General features: G+C 39.5%; 2 protein-coding genes. Both read left to right on the top strand.

Annotation, left to right across the window (positions count from 1 at the left end):
- Positions 1–131: 131 nt before the first annotated feature.
- Positions 132–1,676, top strand: a complete 1,545-nt coding sequence (gene istA / locus BBA02S_RS19790; protein WP_156141543.1) for an IS21 family transposase — start codon at positions 132–134, stop codon at positions 1,674–1,676.
- On the top strand, positions 1,676–2,440 hold the full coding sequence (istB, locus tag BBA02S_RS19785; RefSeq protein ID WP_041114674.1) for an IS21-like element IS643 family helper ATPase IstB: 765 nt from the start codon (positions 1,676–1,678) through the stop codon (positions 2,438–2,440). The genes istA and istB overlap by 1 nt, the downstream gene beginning before the upstream one ends.
- Positions 2,441–2,483 lie beyond the last annotated feature (43 nt).

The following is a 2,483-nucleotide window of genomic DNA, read 5'->3' as shown; positions in this document are numbered from 1 at the left end:
GTAAACGCTAGAATAAAATTTACAGTTTTCGCTTGATAGGATTTTACACTTTTGCTCTATCAACCTATTACTTCAGTAAAATAGATGTAAACGTTATTTTACTGGAGGTTAGGGTTTTGGAGGAGAAGTTAGTGTTATATGTAAAGATCCATGAACTGCGTAAAAGAAAATTTAAAGTAGCACAAATCGCTAAGGAGCTTAAGATCTCAAGGCCAACTGTCTATAAATATTTAGACATGACATTTGATGAAGCGAGAGCTTACACCGAACAACTCTTGGGGAGGAAGAAAAAACTAGATCACTATAAAGACTGGATACTTGCCTGGCTAGAAGAGTATCCTCATCTGAGCAGTGCGCAAATTCATGATTGGCTTTTGGAGAGATATCCCGACCTATTGGTCGGTGGAAGTACCGTAAGATCTTATGTGAAAGACATTCGTGAATTCTATCAGATTGAAAAAAAGGTTATTGTCCGTCAATATGAAGCAGTTCCTGAACAACCAATGGGCAAACAGCTTCAAGTAGACTGGGGCGAAACAAAACAGAAGACAATTGACAACAAAGAAATCAAACTGTACTTTATGGCCTTTGTACTCGCTCATTCCAGGCATAAATATATGGAATGGCAGGCACGTCCATTTACCACAAGAGATGCGATTCGATGTCATGAAAATGCATTCCAGTTTTACGGAGGACGAACAGAAGAAATCGTTTATGATCAGGATCATTTAATCACAGTGAGTGAAAATGCAGGACAGCTGCTTTTAACAGCTGAGTTTCAAAGTTATGTGAATGAACGTAAATTTAACATCTACTTGTGCAGAAGAGCCGATCCAGAATCTAAAGGGATGATTGAAAATGTAGTGAAATACATAAAAGGCAATTTCGCAGACAGTCGGGTGTTTAGCAACATAGAAGATTGGAATGATCGAGCATTACAGTGGCTTCAACGTACTGGGAACCATCAGGTTCACCAAACAACAAAAAAAAGACCAGCAGAAGTGTTTCTCCTCGAAAAGCAACACTTACAGCCAGTCTCTTCGTTACTTTCATATGAAAGTACCAACAACCAAAGTATAACAAGAAGTGTAAGTAAGGACAACACGATCCGTTATAAGTCAAACCGTTATTCCGTCCCACTTGGGACTTATCAAACAATGACTGAAAATCTTGTATGGGTTGAAGTGATAGGCGACGAGCAACAAACACTCGTGATACGGAGAGAAGCAAATGGTGAAATCATTGCCGAACACATGATTAGCTCAGAAAAAGGAAAACTTATTCAAAACCGCCATCATACCCGTGATCGTTCGAAAGGGATTGAAGAACTTAAGCAACGTCTAATCTCTTACTTTGAAGATCCCACACAGGCAGCTGCTTATTTTGATGAGATCAGCCAAAGATACCCGAGGTATCGTCGAGACCAGTTTGCGATCATCCATAAGGTGATTCAACAGTATCCAGCATTAATTGATACCGTGTTGACTAAATGCATGACAGAGAAACTGTACAATGCGAATGATTTTCGTGATATCGCTCATCACCTTGATACATTGCATGATGAAGCGATGAAAGGACTACAATCCTTTTATAATAATTCGCCAAAATATTCTCATATTAAGGCTTCCACCCGTTCTTTAAATGCGTATACCAGTATTTTAGGAGGTCGGGCATGATGAACAAGACTGTGCATGAATTACAAGATCAATTTCGTCAGTTACGCTTATCAGAGACTGCGGAGGAGCTGCCACAGCTTCTTCGCGAAGCGGAAAAAGCATCATGGACCTACTTAGAATTCTTAGCATCTATAACACGATATGAATTAGCAAAACGTGAAGCGAAAAGCCTTGAAAAAAGAATGAAATGGGCCCGCTTCCCTTTCGTGAAGTCGTTAGATGAGTTCGAACTGAAAGGTCAAAACGTTCTGACGGCCCGCCAGCTTACTCAACTCAGAGAATTAAGTTGGCTAGAGCAACAGTACAATTTAATTCTTCTAGGTCCTCCTGGCATTGGGAAAACGTATATCGCAATTGGACTGGGACTCGAAGCCGTATACAGAGGATTCAATGTTTACTTCGCTACAATGGGCGAGCTTGTGCAGCTTTTAAAGACAGAAGAATATCTGAATAAATCCAAAGTTCAGCTCAAACGGATGAGAAATGCCGATCTCGTGATTATCGATGATTTAATGTACATGGCGATGGATCAGAGAGAAGCAAACTTATTTTTTCATTTGATTAATCATTTATACGAACGAAGTTCGATTATCCTGACTTCAAATAAAAGTCCAGATGAATGGGGTAATTTAATTGGAGATCAAGGCATCACCACAGCTATTTTAGATCGCTTACTTCATCGTGTGGAAGTTATACATGGTGCAGAAGATGAGGAAAGTCACCGGATGAAAAATCGGAAAAGCATTTTTTCAGCAGAAGTGTAAAAAGAAAACGAGCAAAAAGTGTAAAAATCGACTTGACGTCTAC

Source organism: Bacillus badius NBRC 15713, from assembly GCF_001591605.1.
Lineage (GTDB): Bacteria > Bacillota > Bacilli > Bacillales > Domibacillaceae > Pseudobacillus > Pseudobacillus badius.
This window is presented reverse-complemented; position numbering and strand designations above follow the sequence as displayed.

Coding starts and splice junctions, on each gene's coding strand:
- istB (WP_041114674.1), top strand. CDS start 1,676: ATGAACAAGACTGTGCATGAATTACAAGATCAATTTCGTCAGTTACGC.